This is a genomic window from Janibacter sp. UYMM211, from assembly GCF_040547045.1.
Taxonomy (GTDB): Bacteria; Actinomycetota; Actinomycetes; order Actinomycetales; family Dermatophilaceae; genus Marihabitans; species Marihabitans melonis.
The window spans coordinates 1066660-1086897 of sequence record NZ_JBEPOY010000001.1 but is presented as its reverse complement, the minus strand read 5'-3'; the positions used below and the strand labels follow the sequence as shown (position 1 = coordinate 1086897).

The window sequence follows — 20238 nt, the reverse complement described above, 5'->3', positions numbered from 1 at the left end:
CCCGATCCACACCGGCAGGAAGCGGTCGAGCGTGGACAGGCGGCTGGTGACGTCCGCGGGCGCGTCGTGGGTGGTCGTCACGCGTCGGCACCCGCGGGGGCGCAGCAGGGCGAAGGGGAGCCGAGCACCGGCAGCGACGCGGTGGCCGGGCGGGCGTCGGCCGGGTCCTCGTCCTTGACGACGTAGACCTCCCACGGCGCGCCGGCGGGGTCGTGGACCCACACCTTGTCCTGCAGGGCGTAGCAGCACGTCGTGTCGTCCTCGTCGAAGGTCGCCAGCCCGGCGTCGGCCAGACGGGTCCGCGCCGCGGTGACCTCCTCGCCGGAGCCGACCTCGACGCCGAGGTGGTTGAGGGCCCCCTTCGCCCCGGTGCCGCGCGTGGCCTCGTCGCTCTGGATGAGCACGAGCTTCAGCGGCGGCTCGGCGATCGCGAAGTTCGCGTACCCCGGGCGGCGCTTGTGGGGCTCGACGCCGAAGAGGGTGGAGTAGAAGGCGACGGACGCCTCGAGGTCGACGACGTCGAGGGCGAGCTGCACACGGCTCATGGCGGGTCCTCCCGGTCAGATATCGACGGGTGTCGATATGCCAGACCCTGGCACCGCATATCGACGTATGTCAATATGGAGGCATGACCGCCCCCACCGCCGACGGACGCCCCCTGCTGGCCCAGGCCGTCGAGCGGTGCTGCGCCGCCGAGGGCAGTGCGCCGATCACCCGCGAGGACGCCGAGGTCGTCGCCCGCCTGCTCAAGGCCGTGGCGGACCCCGTGCGCCTGCAGATCCTCGGCGTCGTGCGCTGCTCGCCGCAGCAGGAGGTCTGCGCGTGCGACCTGCCCGCACCGCTCGGGCTGGCCCAGCCCACCGTGAGCCACCACCTCAAGGTCCTCGTCGACGCCGGCCTGCTCACCCGCGAGCGGCGCGGCCAGTGGGCGTGGTTCACCCTCGTGCCCGAGCGGCTCGCCCTCGTGCGCCGCGCGCTCGAGGTCTGAGCAGGACGGGCGACGTCGCGCCCGGAGTGCTCGTAGAGTGCGCCCCATGCATGGCCAGACTGACGCGACCATCGAGCGGCTGGGCCGCCAGGTCCTCGAGTACGCCGAGGGGCGGCTCAAGCTCGACCCGGTGCCGCTCGACTACACGCTGACCCCCGAGGAGCTCCTCGACCGGGCCGGCCAGACAGTGACCCCGGACGGGCTCGGGGGCGAGCGGGCGATGGACATCTTCGCCGAGGTGCTCGCCCCGGCCTGCCTGTCGGTCGACCACCCCCGCTACCTCTCCTTCATCCCGTGCGCCCCGAGCGACGCGGCCGCGATGTTCGACCTCGTCGTCGGCGCCTCCTCGGTCTACGCCGGGTCCTGGCTCGAGGGCTCGGGCGCGGTCTTCGCCGAGAATCAGGCGCTGCGCTGGATCGCCGACCTCGCCGGCCTGCCGCCGCAGGCGGGCGGTGCCTTCGTGCCCGGCGGCACCATCGGCAACCTCTCCGCGCTCGTCGCGGCGCGGCACAGCGCCCGGGCCCGGGCCGCGAGCGCGACCTCCGAGGGCTCGCCGACCCTGCGCCCGTGGCGAGTGGCCGCGACCGCCGGTGCGCACTCCTCGATCCAGTCGGCGTGCGACGTCATGGACGCCGAGCTCGTCACCGTCGAGCCCGACGCCGACCTGCGGCTCACCGGTCCCGCCCTGCGCGAGGTGCTCGAGCGCGAGGGGCCCGAGAGCTTCTTCGCCGTCGTCGCCACGGCCGGCACGACGAACTTCGGCGTCGTCGACGACCTCGAGGCCGTCGCCCAGGTCTGCGCCGACCTCGGCATCTGGTTCCACGTCGACGGGGCCTATGGCGGCGCGGGTCTCGCGGCCCCGAGCGTGCGCCACCTCTTCGCCGGCGTCGAGCGGGCCGACTCCTTCATCGTCGACCCCCACAAGTGGCTCTTCGCCCCCTTCGACTGCTGCGCCCTGCTCTACCGGGACCCGCTCCTGGCCCGGGCGGCGCACACCCAGAAGGCCGGCTACCTCGACATCCTCACGGAGGCGCCGGACTGGAACCCCACCGACTACTCCGTCGGGCTCACCCGGCGTGCTCGCGGGCTGCCGCTGTGGTTCAGCCTCGCGACGCACGGCACCCGGGCGTACACCGACGCCGTCGAGCGCACGCTCGAGGTGGCCCGGCACGCCGAGCGCGAGATCGCCGCCCGGCCCGAGCTCGAGCTCGTGCGGCACCGCGACCTGTCGGTCGTCGTCTTCCGTCGTCTGGGCTGGAAGCCCGCCGACTACCAGGCCTGGTCGGACCGGATGCTCGGCGACGAGTTCGCCTTCGTCGTCCCGACGACCCACGCCGGCGAGACGCTCGCCCGCTTCGCGATCGTCAACCCGCAGACGACCGAGGACGACATCGACGCCATCCTCGACACGATGCGCGAGTGACCGCCGGGGCTCGTGTGACGAGTGAGCACGGCTGGTGAGACGGTGTCCAGCCGCCACGCCGGACGAATGACATGCGTGTCATTCGCGCGATAGGCTGCGCGGGCAGTCCCCGCCGTCCACGAGAGGTCACCCGTGACACCCGCCTCCCAGCAGCAGACGCAGAGCCCGTCGGCGCAGCTGAGCGACCGCGACCGCGAGATCCTCGCCTTCGAGCGCCAGTGGTGGACCTACCAGGGCGCCAAGGAGCAGATGATCAAGGAGCTCTTCGACATGAGCTCCACGCGCTACTACCAGGTGCTCAACGCGCTCATCAACAACCCGGCGGCGCTCGCCGAGGACCCGATGCTCGTCAAGCGGCTGCGGCGCATGCGCCAGGCCCGCCAGCGCAGCCGCAGCGCGCGCCGGCTCGGCTTCGACGCCTGAGCCGACCACCGGCCACGACCGCCGACGAAGGGGGACCCACGGGTCCCCCTTCGCGCTGCCCAGCCCGCGCGTGCGGCAGGGTGGGGGCATGAGCGAGCTGGACTGGAGCACGACGCAGGGCCTCGCGGCGATCAAGGAGCACCTCGCCGGCGAGATCGACGGCTGGCGCGAGCCGGTGACCTTCGCGGTCGCGCTCAGCCCCGCGACCTCGGACCCCGAGTGGGAGATCGGCCACCTCAACCCCGTCGGCGGGCGTCACGGCCTGGCCGCCGTCGTCCTCGCGACGGTCATCGGGCACGACGGCTCGACGGCCACCGTGCCGCTGACGACCGCTCACCTCGACGCTGCGATCACCTCGCTCGAGCCGGCGCAGGCCTGCACCGAGGTCGAGCACCCGAACCTCGCCGACTGGCGTCGGGTGCGCGCCGAGCTCGAGGGCAACCCCGGGCGCGAGGTCGTCGCCGTCTTCGTCGCCGACCTCGCCGACCCCGTGACGAGCGAGGCCGATGGCGAGATGCGGGCGGCGCTCGAGCGCGCCTGAGGCCACCGCGTGCCGGCCGTCACGGCCGTGACGCACCCGTGACCAACCGGTCCTCGACCTGCCGCGTCCTGGTCTACGAGGGAGCGAGATACGCTCTCCGACCAGACAGGGGACCAGATCATGAAGACGCAGCTCGCCGCCATCGCCGTCGGCGTCACCGCTCTCACCGCCCTCCCGGCGGCCTCGGCCACCGCGCAGCAGCACGCCTCCGGTGAGGTCGTCGCCGAGCACGTGAGCGTGCAGACCGTCCTCGACGGTGCGATGGGCCCGGTCATCAAGGGCAACCAGCACCGCCTGCGCCTCGTCACCGACATCGAGGGGATGTCGGACCCCCGGCACGCCGCGAAGATCCAGTCCTACTACTGCCCCTCCGGCGCCCGGATCACGAACAGCTGGACCTCGAGCCGCTGCGTCTACCGGGGCACGACCTTCCTCACCTACGACCGCTCCGACTACCGCGTGAGCAGCACGATGCGCTCGGCGCGGGTCGTGGGGCTCGTCCAGACCGAGAAGACCTCGCTCGTCGCCGACCTCACGCTGCGCGCGTACGGCGACGAGGAGGTCGGGGGCTGGTACCCCGGGTCGGTCACCCGGTCGGTGGAGGCGACGGTCTCCGGAGAGCTGCAGGGCGCGACGGTCCGCTACGAGGAGCGCAAGGGCTCGGGCATCCACCGGCACGAGCGCGCCTGACCTGGACGCACGACGACGGGGTGGTCCGCAGGGGGCGGGCCGCCCCGTCGTCATGCACCGGGGCGCGTCTCGCGGGCCTCGACGGCGTTTGCACTCGACGGTCGAGAGTGCCAATATCGGCATTAGCACTCTCCTCGTGAGAGTGACAGAACCGACCGGTGCAGGTGAGGTCCTCGACGTCGCGGCGACGTGAGCCGTGCGAAGGGGTCCGTCCGTCGCGGGCACCTCCCGGTCACCACCAACCAACTCGTGTGGAGGACCACCCGAATGGCAAAGCTCATCGCCTTCGACGAAGAGGCCCGCCGCGGTCTCGAGCGGGGTATGAACACCCTCGCCGACGCCGTCAAGGTCACCCTCGGCCCCAAGGGCCGCAACGTCGTCCTCGAGAAGAAGTGGGGCGCCCCCACGATCACCAACGACGGCGTCTCGATCGCCAAGGAGATCGAGCTCGACGACCCGTACGAGAAGATCGGCGCCGAGCTCGTCAAGGAGGTCGCGAAGAAGACCGACGACGTCGCCGGTGACGGCACGACGACGGCCACCGTCCTCGCCCAGGCCCTCGTGCGCGAGGGTCTGCGCAACGTCGCCGCCGGGGCCAACCCGATGGCGCTCAAGCGCGGCATCGAGAAGGCCACCTCGGCCGTCTCGGACCAGCTCCTGTCGATGGCCAAGGACATCGAGACCAAGGAGCAGATCGCGGCCACCGCCTCGATCTCCGCCGCCGACCCCGAGATCGGGTCCAAGATCGCCGAGGCGATGGACAAGGTCGGCAAGGAAGGCGTCATCACCGTCGAGGAGAGCAACACCTTCGGTCTCGAGCTCGAGCTCACCGAGGGCATGCGCTTCGACAAGGGCTACATCTCGGGCTACTTCGTCACCGACACCGAGCGCATGGAGACCGTGCTCGAGGACCCCTACGTCCTCATCGCCAACTCCAAGATCGGCTCGATCAAGGACCTGCTGCCGCTGCTCGAGAAGGTCATGCAGTCGGGCAAGCCGCTGCTCATCATCGCCGAGGACGTCGAGGGCGAGGCCCTGTCGACGCTCGTCGTCAACAAGATCCGCGGCACCTTCAAGTCCGTCGCCGTCAAGGCCCCGGGCTTCGGCGACCGTCGCAAGGCCATGCTCGCCGACATCGCCATCCTCACCGGTGGCCAGGTCATCTCCGAGGAGGTCGGCCTCAAGCTCGACACCGCCGAGCTCGACCTGCTCGGCCGTGCGCGCAAGGTCGTCGTCACCAAGGACGAGACGACGATCGTCGAGGGCGCGGGCGACCAGGACCAGATCGCCGGTCGGGTCAACCAGATCAAGGCCGAGATCGAGAACTCCGACTCGGACTACGACCGCGAGAAGCTCCAGGAGCGCCTCGCCAAGCTCGCCGGCGGCGTCGCCGTCATCAAGGCGGGCGCGGCCACCGAGGTCGAGCTCAAGGAGCGCAAGCACCGCATCGAGGACGCCGTGCGCAACGCCAAGGCTGCCGTCGAGGAGGGGATCGTCGCCGGTGGTGGCGTCGCCCTGCTCCAGGCGACCGAGGCCGCCTTCGCGGGTCTGTCCCTCGAGGGTGACGAGGCCACCGGCGCGAACATCGTGCGCGTCGCCGCCTCCGCCCCGCTCAAGCAGATCGCGGTCAACGCCGGTCTCGAGGGCGGCGTCGTCTCCGAGAAGGTCGCCAACCTGCCCTCCGGTCACGGCCTCAACGCCGCGACCGGCGAGTACGTCGACCTCATCGCCGCGGGCATCATCGACCCGGCGAAGGTGACCCGCAGCGCGCTGCAGAACGCCGCCTCCATCGCGGCGCTCTTCCTCACCACCGAGGCCGTCGTCGCCGACAAGCCCGAGAAGGCCGCCCCGGCGATGCCGGGTGGCGACGAGATGGGTGGGATGGGCTTCTGATCGAGCCCCCCTCCTCGCTGGTCGAGGTGCGACGAGCTCTGCGAGGAGCCTCGAGACCACCGACACCGCACCACCGCTGACGAAGGGGTGGACCTCCCAGATCTGGGGGGTCCACCCCTTCGTCGTCCCGGCAGGCGTACTGTCCTCCTCCGTGACCTCAGCACCTGGTGCCGTCGAGCGCGACGGCAGCACACATCACGGGGGCGCCGCCGGGCTCGTCCTGGCCGCCCTCGGCGTCGTCTTCGGCGACATCGGCACGAGCCCCCTGTACGCCCTGCGCACCGTCTTCGCCCTCGACGGGGGCATCGTCGGCGCCTCGCAGGAGGACGTCTTCGGCGTCGTGTCGATGATCTTCTGGTCGGTGACGCTCGTCGTCTCGATCAAGTACCTCGGCTTCATCCTGCGGGCCGACAACGACGGAGAGGGCGGCATCATGTCGCTCGCCCACCTCACCCGCCGCAGCGTGCGCCCCGGGGGTCGCCGCTTCGCCCTGGCGATGATCCTCGGCGTCTTCGGCGGCTCGCTCTTCTTCGGCGACAGCCTCATCACCCCGGCGATCTCGGTGCTCTCGGCCGTCGAGGGCCTGCGCGTCGCCGCACCGGCCCTGTCGGACTACATCGTGCCCATCGCCGCGGTGATCGTCGTCGTCGTCTTCAGCGTCCAGCGCTTCGGCACCCACAGCGTCGGGCGCTTCTTCGGCCCGGTCATGGTCGTGTGGTTCCTCACCCTCGGCGGGCTCGGGCTGTGGCACGTCGTCCAGGACCCCGAGGTCCTCCTCGCGCTCTCGCCCCACCACGCGGCCCTCTTCGTCCTCGACCGCCCCTTCGTCGCCTTCGTCGCGATGGGCGCGGTCGTCCTCGCGATCACCGGTGCCGAGGCCCTCTACGCCGACATGGGGCACTTCGGGCGGCCCCCAATCGCTCGTGCGTGGTTCTTCCTCGTCTTCCCGTGCCTCACCCTCAACTACCTCGGGCAGGCCCAGCTGGTCATGCAGGACAGCCACGAGACGGCCAACCCCTTCTTCCACCTCGCGCCGGGCTGGGCCCAGCTGCCGCTCGTCGTCCTCGCGACGCTGGCGACCATCATCGCCAGCCAGGCGGTGATCTCCGGGGCCTTCTCCGTCGCCCGCCAGGCCGAGCGGCTCGGCTTCTTCCCCCGCCTCACCGTGCGCCAGACGAGCGAGAGCTCGGGCGGGCAGATCTACGTGCCGTCGGTGAACTGGCTGCTCTTCGCCGGCGTCATGATCCTCATGGTGACCTTCCGCGACTCCGAGCGCCTCGCGACGGCGTACGGCGTCGCCGTCACCCTCGACCTGCTGCTCACGACCTCGCTCTTCAGCGTCTACGCCGTCGCGGCGCTGCGCTGGTCGACCCCGAAGGTCGTCCTCTTCGCCGGGGTCTTCGGCACCGTCGAGCTGCTCTTCTTCAGCGCCAACATCGCCAAGGTCCTGCACGGCGGGTGGCTGCCGCTGCTCGTCGCGTGCACCCTCGCGACGGTGATGACGACGTGGGGTCGCGGCCGCGAGCTCGTCACCACCCGCCGCGAGAAGCTCGAGATGCCGCTGAGCACCTTCCTCGACGAGGTCGCGACGAGCACGAAGATCCTGCGCGTGCCCGGCACGGCTGTCTTCCTCCACCCCAACGCCGAGACGACCCCGCTCGCGCTGCGCGAGAACCTCCAGCACAACCACGTCCTGCACGACGAGGTCGTCATCGTCACGACGCAGTCCCTCAACGTCCCCTTCGTCCCCGACTCCGAGCGGGTCGTCGTCGACGACCTCGGCAACCCCTACGACCACGTGAGCCACGTCCTGCTGCGCTACGGCTTCAGCCAGGAGCCCGACATCCCCGCCGGGCTGGCGATCGCGCGGGACGAGGGCCTCGACATCGACCTCGACGGCACGACGTACTTCCTCTCGCGGATCACCGTGCACCAGAGCCAGCGGCCCGGGATGCACCCGTGGCGCAAGCGTCTCTTCATCGCGCTCGCGCACAACGCCGCCGACCCCACCGACTACTTCAACCTGCCGCTCGGCCGCACGATCACCATGGGGGCTCAGGTCAAGCTCTAGGAGCGGGCGAAGGGGGATCCCCCCGTCGTCGCTCGGCTCGCCCCCGGGTCGACCCACCGGGACGCCCCGGGCGGTGCGTGACAGATGACATGGTCGGTGCCGCAGGGGTGCCCCCTAGGCTCGTCAGGCCACCGAGGAGGGGACCACCCATGACGACCGATGTCGCCGCGAGCACGACCGAGCTGACGAAGACCTATGGCCGGGGAGACGCCACCGTCGTCGCCCTCGACCGCGTGAGCATCGAGGTGACCGCGGGGCAGTTCACCGCGATCATGGGCCCGTCCGGCTCGGGCAAGTCCACCCTCATGCACTGCCTCGCCGGGCTGGACTCGGTGACGTCGGGGCAGGTGCGGATCGGCGACGTCGAGATCACCGGGCTCGGCGACAAGGCCCTCACCCGGCTGCGGCGCGACAGCGTCGGCTTCGTCTTCCAGGCCTTCAACCTCGTGCCGACGCTCTCGGCCCGCGAGAACATCCTGCTGCCGATGACGATCGCCGGGCGCAAGCCCGACCAGGAGTGGTTCGACCACGTCGTGCGCACCGTCGGGCTCGAGGACCGTCTCGGCCACCGCCCCTCCGAGCTGTCCGGCGGTCAGCAGCAGCGCGTCGCGTGCGCGCGGGCGCTCGTCAGCCGGCCGCAGATCATCTTCGCCGACGAGCCGACCGGCAACCTCGACTCGACGAGCTCGGCCGAGGTCCTCGCCTTCCTGCGTCGCAGCGTCGACGACTTCGGGCAGACCATCGTCATGGTCACCCACGACCCCGTCGCCGCGAGCCACACCGACCGGGTGCTCATCCTCAGCGACGGCCGGGTCGTCGACGAGGTGTGGCAGCCGACGCGGGAGTCGGTGCTCGACGCGATGATGGCGCTCTCGGCGCGCACGGGGACCCAGGGATGATCCGCGCGGCCCTGACGTCGCTGCTCGCGCGCAAGCTGCGGCTGCTCCTCTCGGCCGTCGCCGTCGTCCTCGGCGTCGGCTTCGTCGCGGGCTCGCTCATCTTCACCGACACCCTCGGCCGGGCCTTCGAGGGCATCACCGAGGGCACCGTCGGCGACGTCGTCGTCGCCGCGTCCGACTCCGGCGAGGGCTTCTCCACCGCGACGATCAGCGCGGCCGAGGTGGCCCGCTTCGAGGACCTCGACGGGGTCGCACGCGTCGACGGCAACGTCGAGGCCTTCGGCGTCTTCGTCGTGGGCGAGAACGGCAACGTCGTCGGCGGGCAGGGGGCGCCGGCGCTCGCCTTCAACCACAACGACGCGCCGAACCAGCTGGGTCGTCAGGTCGTCACCTACGACCAGGGTCGCCCGCCGGAGCGCGAGGGCGAGGTCGCCATCGACGCGCAGACCGCCGAGCGCGCGGGGCTGAGCCTCGGCGACGACGTCGAGATGGTCACCGCCGGTCAGTACCCGCAGATCGACGCCAGGCTCGTCGGCATCCTCGAGTTCGGCGAAGGGGGAGTCGTCGGCGCCTCGATCTCGGTCTTCGACACCAAGAGCGCCCAGAAGTACTTCCTCGACGGCAAGGACGTCTACAGCTCGGTGTGGCTGACGACGACCGACGACGCCGCTCCCGCCGACGTCGCGAAGGAGGCCGCCGCGATCACCCCGAAGGGGTACACCGCCGAGACCGGCGCCGCCGTCGCCGAGCGGACGGCGACGCAGGTGCAGGAGGCGCTGGGCTTCATCACGACCTTCCTGCTCGTCTTCGCCGGCATCGCCCTGCTCGTCGGCTCCTTCATCATCGTCAACACCTTCTCGATCCTCGTCGCCCAGCGCGGGCGCGAGCTGGCCCTGCTCCGCGCGATCGGGGCGAGCCGGGGCCAGATCACCCGCTCGGTGATGATCGAGGCGCTCGTCGTGGGCCTCGTCGGGTCCACCGTCGGCCTCGTCGTCGGCGTGCTCCTCGCCCTGGGCATCCAGGGGCTCTTCTCGCTCCTCGGTCTCGACCTCAGCGGGTCCGGGCTGATCTTCGCGCCGCGGACGGTCGTCGCGGCGTACGCCGTCGGGGTCCTCGTCACGGTCCTCGCCGCCTACGTCCCGGCCCGCCGGGCCGGCTCGGTCGCACCGGTCGAGGCGATGCGCGAGCAGACGAGCGAGTCGACCCGTACGCGACCCGTGCGTCTGGCCCTCGAGGTCGCGGTGCTCGTGCTCGGTGTCGCCGCCTTCCTCGCCGGGCTCTTCGTCGTCGACACCGACGAGCTCGTCTGGGTGGGGCTCGGCACGGTCGGGATGCTCCTCGGCCTGGCCTTCCTCTCCCCGCTCGTCGGGCGCCCGCTCATCCGCGCGCTCGGCTGGGTCTACCGCCGGGTCTTCGGCCCGATCGGGCACATGGCGGAGCAGAACGCCATCCGCAACCCCGGCCGCACCGCGGCGACGGCCTCGGCCCTGATGATCGGGATGACCCTCGTCGCGCTCATGGGCGTGCTCGCCTCGAGCACGAAGGCCACGGTCGACCAGCAGATCGCCGACAGCTTCCGTGCCGACTACGTGCTCTCCAACGCCGTCAACCAGCCCTTCTCGCACACCCTCACCACCGAGGCGGCGGAGGTGCCGGGCGTCGCCGAGGTCTCGTCGGTGCGCTACGCGCCGCTCGAGGTCGACGGGGAGCGGCGCTTCGTCCAGGCCGTCGACCCGGCCACCGTCGAGCGCATCCAGACCATCGACATCCAGCGCGGCGACGCGGACCTGTCGGGCTCGACCGTGCTGATCTCGGCGACCCGGGCCGGAGACCTGCAGCCCGGCGACCCCGTGACGGTCAGCCTCGGCGGGCAGTCCCGCGAGCTCACGGTGTCGGGCATCTACGCCAACCCGGGCAGCCAGCCCGACGTCCTCGTCAGCCTCGACACCCTCTCCGCCCTCGGGGCGCCCGAGGCGGACAGCTCGACCTTCGTCTTCCTCGAGGACGGGGCCGACCGGGCGCAGGTCGTCAGCGGTCTCGAGCAGATCATCTCGGGCCAGCCCCTCGTCTCGCTCAAGGACCAGGCCGACTACGCCGCGGAGCAGCGGGCGAGCATCGACCAGGTGCTCTTCCTCATCTACGGCCTGCTCGCCATGGCGATCGTCATCGCGGTCTTCGGGATCATCAACACGCTGAGCCTGTCGGTGCTCGAGCGCACCCGCGAGATCGGCCTGCTGCGCGCCGTCGGGCTCTCGCGCGGCCAGCTGCGCCGCATGGTGCGCCTCGAGTCGGTCGTCATCGCCCTGCTCGGCGCGATCCTCGGGATCGTGCTCGGCGTCGTCGCCGGGGTCGCGATCCAGCGCTCGCTCGTCGACGACGGCATCACCGAGCTGGCGATCCCGTGGGTGCAGATCGTCGTCTTCCTCGTCCTCGCGGCGATCATCGGCGTCCTCGCCGCCCTGTGGCCGGCGTGGCGCGCCTCGCGGATGGACGTGCTCCGGGCGATCGGCAGCGAGTAGCCGACGACCGGGCGGTCGAGCGCCCGTGAGGCAGCGGCGAAGGGGGACCGGTCCGGTCCCCCTTCGCCCCGGCTCAGCGTCGCCCGAAGGCGGCCTGGACCCCGGCCTCCGCGGCGTCGTAGGCCTCGCCCGCGTCGGCCAGGGCCCGGCCGATCTCCTCGAGGCTCTCCTTGACCTGCCGCTGCGTGGTGCGCCAGTCGGTGACGAGGTCCTGGAAGCGAGAGGACGCGGTGCCCGACCACTCGTCCTGCATCGCGACGAGCGTGCTCATCATCGAGGCGACCGAGCTCTCGACGTCGGCCGAGATCGAGGCGACGGTGCCCGACCCCGCGGCGAGGGTCGCGGTGCTCACGGCGAAGGTGCTGCTCATGGTGGCTCTCCTGTCGGTGTGCTGCGGGGCCGGTGCGACCCCTGCCCTCAGACGGTAGGAGCCGGCGGCCCCTGCGCCGCGGGGTTCTCCACAGCCCCCCGGGCGCGACGCGCCCGCTCCAGCGCGCTGGCATAGCCGGCACCCATCGCGAGCAGCAGCACCCCGGCGACGATGAAGCTCAGCACGCGCGGCAGGCCGTCGAGCGCGGAGAGGTCGAAGAAGAGGAGCTTGACGACGGCCGTCGCCGCGAGACCGAGACCGGCGAGCACAGAGACGCCGGCGTCCTCGCTGCGGCCGAGGCCGCGCACGAGCAGACCGGCCGCCAGGGCCATCCACACGACGGTCGCCAGGGCGTGCCCGACGAGGAAGCCCGAGGCGGCGGGGTCGTCGCCGAGACCCGCGGCCCGGCCGAGGACGGATCCGCCGAGCACGAGGGGCAGAGGCAGGGCGAGCGCCGCGGCGCACACGGCGACCCGGGAGGCCTCCGGCGAGCCGGGCACGAGGGCGCGCAGGGCCAGGGCGACGAGGGCGAGGAGCACGACGACGCAGACCGCCTCGAGGACGTGCACCGCGTCGACCCGGTCGGCCTGGCTGCGAGAGACGAGCGCCGGCAGGTGCCGGGTCGCGGGGAGCAGGGCGAGCAGGGCGACGGGGAGGGCGACGACGCCGACCGAGGTCGAGCGCAGCCCGGCGGCGGCCGCCACCCAGCCGACGGCGACGACGAGCAGCGCGAGCGGCACGAAGGACTCGCCCGGTCCCCGGGTGGCCAGGAGGAGCAGCGCGAGCGCGGCGACGACGAGGCTCAGCTCGCGCAGCCGGGAGAGGGCCGGCACACCGGCGACGGGGCCGACCCATGCGGCGACGAGGTGGGCCGCGGCGAGCACGAGGAGCACGACGACGGCGACGGGCCGGTCCTCGGTGCCCCCGGCGAGCAGGGCGGGGAGCGCGGCGACGAGCGCGAGGGCGGCCAGCGGGGCGGGCAGGCCCGCTCGGGTGCCGAGACCGCGCACGAGCGGGGCGAGGGTCGTCGCGAGGACGAAGAGCGCGAGGACGAGCGCCATGAGCGTGCCCTCGTGGCCGTCGTCCTGGGCGGCGACGGCGACGACCGCGTAGAGGGTCGTGGGGACGACGCGCGCCACCTCGAGGGCCGGCCAGCTGCGGCCCACCTGCGCCGGGTAGCTGGCGATCGTCAGGGTGAGCAGGAAGGCGCCGACGAGGAGCACCTCGGAGCCGCCGACGACCGGGGCGAGCACCGCGACCCCGACGACGACGAGCACGGCGAGCAGCTGGCTGCGCCAGGCCCGGGCGATGACGAGGCCGCCCGCGGCGAGCAGACCGGCGACGACGAGGCCGAGGGCGGCGGGCACCCAGTCGTAGATCCGCGTGACGGCGAGGACGTCGAGGTAGGCGGCGGCGACACCGGTCGCCGCGAGCCCGAGCGCGCCGACCGGGCTCTCCTGACGACGGCGCACGACCGCCGCGGATCCGAGGAGAGCCGCCGAGAGGACCGCGCCGGACAGGACGCGGGCGAGCGGGCCGAAGATCCCGGCCTGGATCGCGATCGCGAGCAGGAAGGCGACGCCGATGAGCGTGATGCCCGCGCCGACGACGGCGAGCAGCCGGGCCACGACGCCGTCGCGCTGCCACCAGGGCTCGAGGGGCGCCGGGGCGAAGGGGGAGGCCGGCGGCGCGGGCGGGGCGGTGACCGGGCCGCGAGGGGGCGCGGCGGGCGCGGCTGTTGCGGGCGCGGCTGCGGCGGGCGCCGGCGCGGCCCCTGCGACGGGGGCCCCCACCCGGACGGGCTCGGGGGCCTGCGGCGGCGCGGGGACCGCGCCGGCGGGCGTGGTGCGCGGGGCGGGGGCAGGGCCTGCGGGAGCCGTGGTGACGACCGGTCCGCTCGACGGGACCGGGGCGGCGACGGGGGGCGGGGCGCTCACCCCTTCGGCCCCGGCGTCGCGCTCGAGGGCGACGCGCACGCGGGCGAGGTGGTTGCCGACGCGGTACAGCTGGCTCATCGCCTCGGCGAACTCGTCCTCGAGCGTGCTCAGCTCGTCACGGTAGCCGGAGGTGCGGGGCGGGATGCTCATGCCCCCAGCGTGCCGCCACAACACGCCGGGGGCATGAGTCTGGCTACTCACAGCCTCGACCAGACGCCACACCTGGTCGAGGGGGTAGCACCCCTCGTCAGGAAGCCCGGGGCCGGCTGGCCCGTCGGGGAGGAGACGGTGGGATCCGTTGCCGGCACCCGTGCTTCCTGACTCCTAGTGGACACCCGTGGCCTTGGACGACCCTGCTCTCCACCTGGGAAAAGGCTGATCTTCTCGGGCCACGGGGTCCGGGTCTCAGCCCTCGGTGCGCTCGCCGAGGGTCACGTCGACCTGCGTGCTCTTGCCGTCGCGGATGACGGTCAGCTTCACCGTCGAGCCGACCGCCTCCTCGCGCACGTGGGCGACGAGAGATTCGGCGGAGGTCACCGGCGTGTCGCCGACCGCGACGACGAGGTCGCCGACCTCCAAGCCGGCCTTCGCGGCGCCGGAGCCCTGCGAGACCTGCTCGATCCTCGCGCCCGAGCGGGTCGCCGACCCGCTCTTCGCGGTGCCGTCGCTCGGGGTGACGCCGAGGAAGGCGTGCTGGGCGGAGCCGTCCGTGATGAGCTGGTCGGCGATCACCCGGGCCTGGTCTACGGGGATGGCGAAGCCGATGCCGATCGAGCCGGACTGGCCCCCCGAGCTGCTGCCCGTGCTCGCGATCGAGGAGTTGATCCCGACGAGGCGGCCCGACGCGTCGACGAGAGCGCCGCCGCTGTTGCCGGGGTTGATCGCGGCCGAGGTCTGCACGGCATTGGTGACGACGGTCTCGCCCTGGCTCTGGCCCTGGGCGAAGGGGTCCTGGCTCGAGGAGTCGCTCGTCGAGACCGGGCGGTCGAGGGCGCTGACGACACCTGTGGTGACCGTGCCGGACAGGCCGAGCGGGTTGCCGATCGCCATGACCGGGTCGCCGACGGCGAGGGAGTCGCTCGCCCCGAAGGTGATGGGGGTCAGCTCCTTCGGCGGGTCGGTGATGGTGAGCACGGCGAGGTCGGTCGAGGGGTCGGTGCCGGCGATCGTCGCGGCGTAGGTGTTGCCGTCCGAGAGGGTGACGGTGATCTGCGAGCCCGCGCCCTCACCGGCACCGGTCGCGACGTGGTTGTTCGTGAGGACGTGCCCCTTGTCGTCCATGACGACGCCGGAGCCCTGGCCCTCGCCCTGCGCGCTCTTGACGGTGATCGACACGACGCTCGGGCCGACGGCCGAGGCGACGGACTGCCAGTCGGGGGCGGACTTCTGCGCGTCGGTCACCGGGACGACGCTGCTCTGCGGCAGCTGCGAGGAGGCCGAGGTCGTCGTGCCCGGGTCACCGTCGGCCAGGGTCGTCGCGGCGAAGGTGCCGCCGCTGGCCAGGGCCGCGGCGAGCACGGCCACCGCGGAGAGCTCGCCCACGCGGCGCAGCCCGCCGCGTCGGCGCGGCTGCTGGGGCGGGAGGGTGCCGACGGACGCCGGCGGGGGAGGCGGGTAGCCAGCGCCGCTCTGGGGGGTCTGGTGGGCGCCGAAGGGCTGCGTCTCATCAGGACGGGGGAGGGGGGAGGTGTCGTCGTGCATGGTGCTGCTCCTTCGGGTCGTGCGGTCCGCGTCGCGGATGCCTACGACTCCTATGAGACTCCTGCGAGTCGTGACGGCCCTGGTGATGGGCTGTGAGGACTCTGTGCCTCGCGAGCCGGGCGGGCGGGCTACAAGACCCTGCCAGCAGCCCTTCGTCGTACCAGGAGCCTCTCGAGAGGGTCCTGGTACGACGAAAGGCAGCCAGCAGGGTTTCGTAGCTGGTCGCGAGGTGGGCGAAGGGGGAGTCAGGCGGCCAGCGGGAGGGTGACGCGGAAGGTCGCGCCGCCACCGGGGGTCGGGCCGACCGAGACCTCCCCGTGGTGCTGCTCGACGAGCGCGGCGACGATCGCCAGGCCGAGGCCGGATCCCCCCTTCGCCCGCGACCGCGCCTTGTCCGCCCGGAAGAAGCGCTCGAAGACCCGTGCTGCGGTCTCGTCGTCCATGCCGACGCCGTGGTCGCGGACCTCGACGACCGCCCGGCCGTCCACGGTGCCGACGGCGACCTCGATGGGCACCCCGGAGCCGGCGTGCATGAGGGCGTTGGAGAGCAGGTTGCCGACGACCTGGCGCAGCCCGGCGTCGTCGCCGCGCACGACGACGGGGGAGAGCTCGCCGGTCAGCCCGACGAGGTGGATCGAGCGCTCGGGGTCGCGGGCGCGGGCGTCGTGCGCGGCCTCGGCGCACAGGACGAGCAGGTCGACCTCCGTGTGCTCGAGGGGGCGCTCGTCGTCGAGCCGGGCGAGGGTCAGCAGGTCGTCGACGAGCACGCTCATCCGCGAGGCCTCGCCCTCGATCCGCTGCATCGACGTGTCGAGCGCGACCTCGTCGGCGATGGCGCCCTGGCGGTAGAGCTCGGCGTACCCGCGGACCGTGGCCAGGGGCGTGCGCAGCTCGTGCGATGCGTCGGCGACGAACTGGCGCATGCGCGTCTCGGAGGCCTCCTGGGCGGAGAAGGAGCCCTCGATGCGACCGAGCATGACGTTGAGCGAGTCCGAGAGCGAGGCGACCTCGTCGTGGCTCGTGCGGACGGGGACGCGGCGGCTGAGGTCGCCGGCGGCGATGGCCGCGGCGACGTCCTCGATCTTGCGCAGCGGTCGCAGGGCGCGCTGGGTGGCGAACCAGCCGAGCACGCCGGAGATGATCGACACGACGACGCCGATGACGAAGGTGAGGGAGAGCAGCCGGGCGACGGTGTGCTGCTGCCCGCGAAGGGGGATCCCCACGGCGTAGGTCGTGCCCTGCGTGTCCACGGTGCCGGCGATGAAGCGCCACTCCGTCGTGCCGTCCGTCGAGGGGACGGTGAAGGGCCGGCCGGTGACGACCCGCGAGTCGTCGGGGGCGAGGTAGGGCAGCGCGGGCTGGCTCTGCTCCGCCGTCGGGTTGATGGCCTGGCGGCGGTCCTCGTCGACGGGCATGTACGCGAAGGCGTAGGCGTTGGGCAGCGTCCGGTCGTCGTCGCTGTAGTAGATGAGCTGCCGGGCCACGGGGTCCTTGACCGAGCGCAGCTGCTGGTCGGTGCTCGCGAGGAGGTCGCGGCGCATGAGGTAGGAGGTCGCGAAGCTCGACAGCGTGAGGGCTGCCATGAGGAGCACGAGGAGGATGACGACGAGCCGGTAGGTGAGCGGGATCGACTCGAGCCCGCGCACCACCCGCTCGCGGGTGCGCTCGCGGCGCGGGCCGACCGAGGCGGGTCTGCGCGGCGTGGGCTCCTCGTCTCCCGACGACGGGGTGAGGGTGTCCCCCTTCGCCGTGTGACGCAGGATCATCAGGCCTCCGGCGGCATCCGCAGGAGGTAGCCGAAGCCGCGCTTGGTGTGGATGAGCGGGGGCAGGCCCTCGGTGTCGATCTTGCGCCGCAGGTAGGAGATGTAGGACTCGACGATGCCCATCTCGCCGCGGAAGTCGTAGTCCCACACGTGGTCGAGGATCTGGGCCTTCGACAGCACGCGGTTGGGGTTGAGCATGAGGTAGCGCAGCAGCTTGAACTCCGTCGGGGAGACGTCGACGACCTTGCCCGCCCGGCGCACCTCGTGCGCGTCCTCGTCGAGCTCGAGGTCGGCGAAGCGCAGGACCGACTCGGCGTCGCCCTCCTCGAGCGTGCGGCGCAGGATGACGCGGATGCGCGCGACGACCTCCTCGAGGCTGAAGGGCTTCGTCACGTAGTCGTCGCCGCCGACGGTCAGGCCCTTGAGCTTGTCGTCGAGGCTGTCGCGCGCGGTGAGGAAGAGGACGGGCACGTGCTGACCGCGGCCGCGCAGCCGGTTGGTCACCTCGAAGCCGTCGAAGTCGGGGAGCATGACGTCGAGGACGACGAGATCGGGCTGCATCGTCGCGGCGAGGTCGAGAGCCGTGCGGCCGTCACCGGCCACCTCGACCTCGAAGCCGTTGAACTTCAGCGAGGTCGCGAGGAGCTCGCGGATGTTCGGCTCGTCCTCGACGACGAGCAGTCGCGCCTCGACCGGCGCCTGGCTTGACGTGGGGCTCGGGACCATGCTCCCAGTGTGGGCGCGGATCCTGGGAGAGGCCTGTGCGCCGGGTGGGTGATCTGCGGGTGCGCCCGGCGCCAGACCTGCGAGGATGGGGTGACTCGCCCGGCCCAGGGGGGCCGGCAGGACGGAGCCAGTCATGTTGTGGATCGCCGGCGGCATCGCCGCAGTCATCGCCGTGATCGCGGTCGCGTACGACCGCACGCACAAGGGGGCGTCGATGCAGTCCGACCCCTCGAACGTCGCCAAGGACGCCGGCACCTCGCTGCGCTACCACAACAACAGCGGCGGCACCTCGCTCTGACGCAGACCTCGACGGCGAAGGGCGAAGGGGGATCCCCCCTTCGCCCTCTCGCGTCACCTGGCCTCGTCAGCGGGGTGCGTCGCCCTCGTCGGGGACGTAGTCGGGGTTGGGGTGCTCGTCGGTCTCGTCGACGGTGGCACCCATGCCGCCGCCCTTGTTGACGTCCGGGGTCTCGGGGACGTTGTCGGCACCGCCGACGGAGGTCTCGGCGTTGAGGGCGCTCGAGCCGGCCTCGGAGACGGTGCCGCCCTCCTGGTCGTCGGGGCGGGAGTCGTCGTGTGTGCTCATGTCCTCAACGTAGTCGCAGATCAGGCGTCTGCGGCCGGGCCGAGAGGGTCAGCGCTCGAGCAGGTCCTCGGCGTCGATGATCCGGTAGGCGTAGCCCTGCTCGGCGAGGAAGCGCTGGCGGTGGGCGGCCATCTCGGCGTCGACGGTGTCCCGGGCGACGACGGTGTAGAAGTGCGCGGTGCGGCCGTCCTCCTTCGGGCGCAGGACGCGACCCAGCCGCTGGGCCTCCTCCTGGCGTGAGCCGAAGGTGCCGCTGATCTGGATCGCGACGGTCGCCTCGGGCAGGTCGACGGAGAAGTTGGCCACCTTGCTCACGACGAGCAGGCGGGTGCGCCCCTCGCGGAAGTCGGCGAAGAGCTGCTGGCGCTCCTTGACCGGGGTCTGGCCCGTGATGAGGTCGCAGCCCAGGCGCTCGACGACCTCGTCGAGCTGGTCGAGGTACTGGCCGATGACGAGGGTCGGCTCGTCGGCGTGCTTCGCGACGAGCGCCTCGACGACGTCGAGCTTCGCCGGGGTCGTCGAGGCCATCCGGTAGCGGTCCTCGGGCTCCGAGGTCGCGTAGGCCATCCGCATCGACTCCGACATCGACACCCGCACCTCGACGCAGTCGGCGGGAGCGATGTAGCCCTGCGACTCGATGTCCTTCCACGGCGCGTCGAAGCGCTTGGGGCCGATGAGGCTGAAGACGTCGCCCTCGCGGCCGTCCTCGCGCACGAGGGTCGCCGTGAGACCGAGCCGGCGCCGGGCCTGCAGGTCGGCGGTCATCCGGAAGATGGGGGCGGGCAGCAGGTGCACCTCGTCGTAGACGACGAGGCCCCAGTCGCGGGCGTCGAGCAGCTCGAGGTGGGGGTAGATGCCCTTCCGCTTGAGGGTGAGCACCTGGTAGGTCGCGATGGTCACCGGGCGGATCTCCTTGCGCGCCCCGGAGTACTCGCCGATCTCGTCCTCGGTGAGCGAGGTCCGGGCGATGAGCTCGTCCTTCCACTGCCGGGCCGAGACGGTGTTCGTCACGAGGATGAGGGTCGTCGCGCTCGCCTTGGCCATCGACGCGGCGCCGACGAGCGTCTTGCCCGCCCCGCACGGCAGGACGACGACGCCGGACCCGCCGTCCCAGAAGCCGTCGACCGCCTGCTCCTGGTAGGGCCGCAGCGTCCAGCCGTCCTGCGCGAGCGAGATGGGGTGCGCCTCGCCGTCGACGTACCCGGCCTCGTCCTCGGCCGGCCAGCCGACCTTGAGCAGCTCCTGCTTGAGCGTCCCGCGCTCGGAGGGGTGGACGAGGACGGTGTCCTCGTCGACGCGGTCGCCGAGGAGCGGCTTGATCTTCTTGTGGCGCAGGACCTCGGTGAGCACGGCGCGGTCGGTCGTCACGAGGACGAGCTGGCCCTCGTCGTCCTTGCGCAGGGTGAGCCGCCCGTAGCGGTCCATCGTCTCGGCGATGTCGACGAGCAGGCCCTGGGGCACCGGGTAGCGCGAGTGGGTGACGAGCGCGTGGACGACCTGCTCGGCGTCGTGCCCGGCCGCCCGCGCGTTCCACAGCCCGAGCGGGGTGACCCGGTAGGTGTGGATGTGCTCGGGGCTGCGCTCCAGCTCGGCGAAGGGGGCGATGGCGCGTCGCGCCTGCGCCGCCGCCGGGTGGTCGACCTCGAGCAGGAGGGTCTTGTCGGACTGGACGATGAGCGCGCCGTCAGGCATCGAGCCCCGTTCGG

18 protein-coding genes are annotated in these 20238 nt (G+C 72.3%); 10 read left to right on the top strand and 8 right to left on the bottom strand.

Features of this window, described 5'->3' with window-relative positions; genetic code table 11:
• Positions 1–77: 77 nt before the first annotated feature.
• Positions 78–545, bottom strand: a complete 468-nt coding sequence (locus ABIB53_RS05020; RefSeq protein ID WP_123093814.1) for an ArsI/CadI family heavy metal resistance metalloenzyme — start codon at positions 543–545, stop codon at positions 78–80.
• Between the two features lie 83 nt (positions 546–628).
• Here ABIB53_RS05020 and ABIB53_RS05015 point away from each other — a divergent pair, with 83 nt between their 5' ends.
• The 9 genes from ABIB53_RS05015 (at position 629) to ABIB53_RS04975 (ending at position 11447) form a co-directional block, all read left to right on the top strand.
• Positions 629–988 carry an ArsR/SmtB family transcription factor gene (locus ABIB53_RS05015; protein WP_068269745.1) on the top strand — a complete coding sequence of 120 codons (360 nt, stop codon included), beginning with the start codon at positions 629–631 and terminating at the stop codon, positions 986–988.
• 46 nt (positions 989–1034) lie between these two features.
• The gene (locus tag ABIB53_RS05010) at positions 1035–2411 is read left to right on the top strand and encodes a pyridoxal phosphate-dependent decarboxylase family protein (RefSeq protein WP_354587344.1); all 1377 of its coding nucleotides are present in this window, start codon (positions 1035–1037) and stop codon (positions 2409–2411) included.
• Between the two features lie 132 nt (positions 2412–2543).
• Entirely contained in the window at positions 2544–2834 is a 291-nt protein-coding gene (locus ABIB53_RS05005) for a DUF3263 domain-containing protein (RefSeq protein ID WP_068269737.1), read from the top strand.
• An 88-nt stretch (positions 2835–2922) separates the two neighbouring features.
• Positions 2923–3375, top strand: a complete 453-nt coding sequence (locus tag ABIB53_RS05000) for a hypothetical protein (protein WP_354587342.1) — start codon at positions 2923–2925, stop codon at positions 3373–3375.
• A 120-nt stretch (positions 3376–3495) separates the two neighbouring features.
• Complete coding sequence (locus ABIB53_RS04995; RefSeq protein WP_123093792.1) at positions 3496–4065, top strand: hypothetical protein; 570 nt, start codon at positions 3496–3498, stop codon at positions 4063–4065.
• A 267-nt stretch (positions 4066–4332) separates the two neighbouring features.
• Positions 4333–5958, top strand: coding sequence for a chaperonin GroEL (groL, locus tag ABIB53_RS04990; RefSeq protein ID WP_068269732.1), 1626 nt, complete (start codon positions 4333–4335; stop codon positions 5956–5958).
• Between the two features lie 151 nt (positions 5959–6109).
• Positions 6110–8029: a potassium transporter Kup gene (locus ABIB53_RS04985; RefSeq protein WP_354587341.1), complete on the top strand. Its 1920-nt coding sequence runs from the start codon at positions 6110–6112 to the stop codon at positions 8027–8029.
• Positions 8030–8178: 149 nt separating this feature from the next.
• Positions 8179–8928 carry an ABC transporter ATP-binding protein gene (locus ABIB53_RS04980; RefSeq protein WP_198150271.1) on the top strand — a complete coding sequence of 250 codons (750 nt, stop codon included), beginning with the start codon at positions 8179–8181 and terminating at the stop codon, positions 8926–8928.
• Complete coding sequence (locus ABIB53_RS04975) at positions 8925–11447, top strand: ABC transporter permease (RefSeq protein ID WP_354587339.1); 2523 nt, start codon at positions 8925–8927, stop codon at positions 11445–11447. The genes ABIB53_RS04980 and ABIB53_RS04975 overlap by 4 nt, the downstream gene beginning before the upstream one ends.
• Positions 11448–11520: 73 nt before the next feature.
• Here ABIB53_RS04975 and ABIB53_RS04970 read toward each other — a convergent pair whose 3' ends face one another.
• The 5 genes from ABIB53_RS04970 to ABIB53_RS04950 form a co-directional block, all read right to left on the bottom strand.
• Entirely contained in the window at positions 11521–11817 is a 297-nt protein-coding gene (locus ABIB53_RS04970) for a WXG100 family type VII secretion target (RefSeq protein ID WP_068269721.1), read from the bottom strand.
• Between the two features lie 47 nt (positions 11818–11864).
• Complete coding sequence (locus ABIB53_RS04965) at positions 11865–13904, bottom strand: DUF2339 domain-containing protein (protein WP_354587337.1); 2040 nt, start codon at positions 13902–13904, stop codon at positions 11865–11867.
• 255 nt (positions 13905–14159) lie between these two features.
• Entirely contained in the window at positions 14160–15455 is a 1296-nt protein-coding gene (locus tag ABIB53_RS04960) for a S1C family serine protease (protein WP_354587336.1), read from the bottom strand.
• Between the two features lie 245 nt (positions 15456–15700).
• Complete coding sequence (locus ABIB53_RS04955) at positions 15701–17221, bottom strand: sensor histidine kinase (RefSeq protein ID WP_354587334.1); 1521 nt, start codon at positions 17219–17221, stop codon at positions 15701–15703.
• The gene (locus tag ABIB53_RS04950) at positions 17221–17946 is read right to left on the bottom strand and encodes a response regulator transcription factor (RefSeq protein WP_123093719.1); all 726 of its coding nucleotides are present in this window, start codon (positions 17944–17946) and stop codon (positions 17221–17223) included. Before ABIB53_RS04950 ends, ABIB53_RS04955 begins: the two co-directional genes overlap by 1 nt.
• Positions 17947–18079: 133 nt before the next feature.
• Between ABIB53_RS04950 and ABIB53_RS04945 the strand changes: the two genes are divergently transcribed.
• Entirely contained in the window at positions 18080–18244 is a 165-nt protein-coding gene (locus tag ABIB53_RS04945; RefSeq protein WP_157089943.1) for a hypothetical protein, read from the top strand.
• Between the two features lie 66 nt (positions 18245–18310).
• Here ABIB53_RS04945 and ABIB53_RS04940 read toward each other — a convergent pair whose 3' ends face one another.
• Both ABIB53_RS04940 and ABIB53_RS04935 read right to left on the bottom strand, forming a co-directional pair.
• Positions 18311–18532, bottom strand: coding sequence for a hypothetical protein (locus tag ABIB53_RS04940; RefSeq protein WP_068269701.1), 222 nt, complete (start codon positions 18530–18532; stop codon positions 18311–18313).
• 48 nt (positions 18533–18580) lie between these two features.
• Complete coding sequence (locus ABIB53_RS04935) at positions 18581–20224, bottom strand: DNA repair helicase XPB (protein ID WP_354587332.1); 1644 nt, start codon at positions 20222–20224, stop codon at positions 18581–18583.
• Between the last annotated feature and the right edge of the window lie 14 nt (positions 20225–20238).

Coding starts and splice junctions, on each gene's coding strand:
- ABIB53_RS04945 (WP_157089943.1), top strand. CDS start 18,080: ATGTTGTGGATCGCCGGCGGCATCGCCGCAGTCATCGCCGTGATCGCG.
- ABIB53_RS04935 (WP_354587332.1), bottom strand. CDS start 20,224: ATGCCTGACGGCGCGCTCATCGTCCAGTCCGACAAGACCCTCCTGCTC.
- ABIB53_RS05010 (WP_354587344.1), top strand. CDS start 1,035: ATGCATGGCCAGACTGACGCGACCATCGAGCGGCTGGGCCGCCAGGTC.
- groL (WP_068269732.1), top strand. CDS start 4,333: ATGGCAAAGCTCATCGCCTTCGACGAAGAGGCCCGCCGCGGTCTCGAG.
- ABIB53_RS04965 (WP_354587337.1), bottom strand. CDS start 13,904: ATGAGCATCCCGCCCCGCACCTCCGGCTACCGTGACGAGCTGAGCACG.
- ABIB53_RS04980 (WP_198150271.1), top strand. CDS start 8,179: ATGACGACCGATGTCGCCGCGAGCACGACCGAGCTGACGAAGACCTAT.
- ABIB53_RS05020 (WP_123093814.1), bottom strand. CDS start 545: ATGAGCCGTGTGCAGCTCGCCCTCGACGTCGTCGACCTCGAGGCGTCC.
- ABIB53_RS04975 (WP_354587339.1), top strand. CDS start 8,925: ATGATCCGCGCGGCCCTGACGTCGCTGCTCGCGCGCAAGCTGCGGCTG.
- ABIB53_RS05000 (WP_354587342.1), top strand. CDS start 2,923: ATGAGCGAGCTGGACTGGAGCACGACGCAGGGCCTCGCGGCGATCAAG.
- ABIB53_RS04960 (WP_354587336.1), bottom strand. CDS start 15,455: ATGCACGACGACACCTCCCCCCTCCCCCGTCCTGATGAGACGCAGCCC.
- ABIB53_RS04995 (WP_123093792.1), top strand. CDS start 3,496: ATGAAGACGCAGCTCGCCGCCATCGCCGTCGGCGTCACCGCTCTCACC.
- ABIB53_RS04950 (WP_123093719.1), bottom strand. CDS start 17,946: ATGGTCCCGAGCCCCACGTCAAGCCAGGCGCCGGTCGAGGCGCGACTG.
- ABIB53_RS04940 (WP_068269701.1), bottom strand. CDS start 18,532: ATGAGCACACACGACGACTCCCGCCCCGACGACCAGGAGGGCGGCACC.
- ABIB53_RS05015 (WP_068269745.1), top strand. CDS start 629: ATGACCGCCCCCACCGCCGACGGACGCCCCCTGCTGGCCCAGGCCGTC.
- ABIB53_RS04955 (WP_354587334.1), bottom strand. CDS start 17,221: ATGATCCTGCGTCACACGGCGAAGGGGGACACCCTCACCCCGTCGTCG.
- ABIB53_RS04970 (WP_068269721.1), bottom strand. CDS start 11,817: ATGAGCAGCACCTTCGCCGTGAGCACCGCGACCCTCGCCGCGGGGTCG.